General features: G+C 51.6%; 1 protein-coding gene. It reads right to left on the reverse strand.

The window, feature by feature from the left end; translation table 11 throughout:
• On the reverse strand, nt 1-1,158 hold a 1,158-nt coding region (locus KDK19_RS02405; RefSeq protein WP_257291276.1), incomplete at both ends, for a hypothetical protein.

Consider the following 1,158-nt stretch of genomic DNA (forward strand, 5'->3'; position numbering starts at 1 on the left):
GCCCAATGGCATGGCCAGCCCGCCCAGTTCAGTGATTTTTTCAATGCCGGTGTGGAAGGCATATTGACCGGATCGGTCACGATCAACACCATAGCGTTCCAGCCAGTGCTGGAAAGGTGTGAGCATTCTGTGCGTGTAATCGCCTCGGTTGGTCAGATCCAGAAGATAGAGGAACGACATGTTTGAGAGAGACAACGCGGCAGTCTGCGAGACAGTATGGGTCGCCAGTAGCGGTTTGTAGCTGGAGAAGTACCAGGTGACAGCCTGTGCCAGGAAGGCTGAAGGTTTGACCCAGTAATCATTGAGCTGCTGCTCCACCGCTGCGGCATGAGCCTGCATCAATGTGCCATGGATAGCCTTGATCAGTTCTGATTCAGATAGTCCAGCTGCATTGGCATAAGGTGTCAGAGTATCCTGAACATTGGCCAGAAACGCTGCCGTTCTGCGGCCGTTTTCAAAGGCAATATCGTCAAGAACATAGTTGGCAATGACCGCAGCGGCATACTCTTTCATGCCGGCAACAGACGCCTTCATACCCGCCGGGCCAGTAGCGGTGATGGTCACGGGAGTAAAGGCGCTCTGCATGAATTCCTCAGTACCCTTGTCGGACAGCATTTGAACAACCTTCTTGAAGTGAGGCAGATTGACGCCGTGTTTGTAGTCAAGGAAATGTTCAAACTCGTCCACTGTCTGATAACCGTCGACACCTCTGGCGGCTTTCATGTAGTTCTCAAGTTCAGTCTTGCTGATCAGACCTTCACGCAGCAGAGCCAAGACCTTGTTACCATTAGCAGAATGGGTAGAGAAATATTCCGAGAAGCCTTTCAGATCCCCTGATTCATGCTCGACGAAGTGAATGGCTCTTTTGCCCATACCGCGTATTTCATCGTCGTATTGTTGAGCCCCGGTTTTCATCTCATTCCTGGCCCCGTCTGCCAGAGCCTGGACTTGTTTAATGATATTCTGAGGCTGATCTTCCAAAGGCACGACAGGGGAGGAGAGCGGGAAGCTCATCATCAGGCTTTTGAAGACTTCCACAATCCGGCTGGCCTGATTAAATGTCAGGTCGTCCCCGACCAGTGCCTGCAAGCGAATCGGTGCATATTCACCGTCAAAATCGAAAGTTGTCAGGCAGGGTATTGTCTTACCGCTGCTGAA

It is taken from the genome of Endozoicomonas sp. ONNA1, assembly GCF_024606325.1.
GTDB lineage: Bacteria > Pseudomonadota > Gammaproteobacteria > Pseudomonadales > Endozoicomonadaceae > Endozoicomonas_A.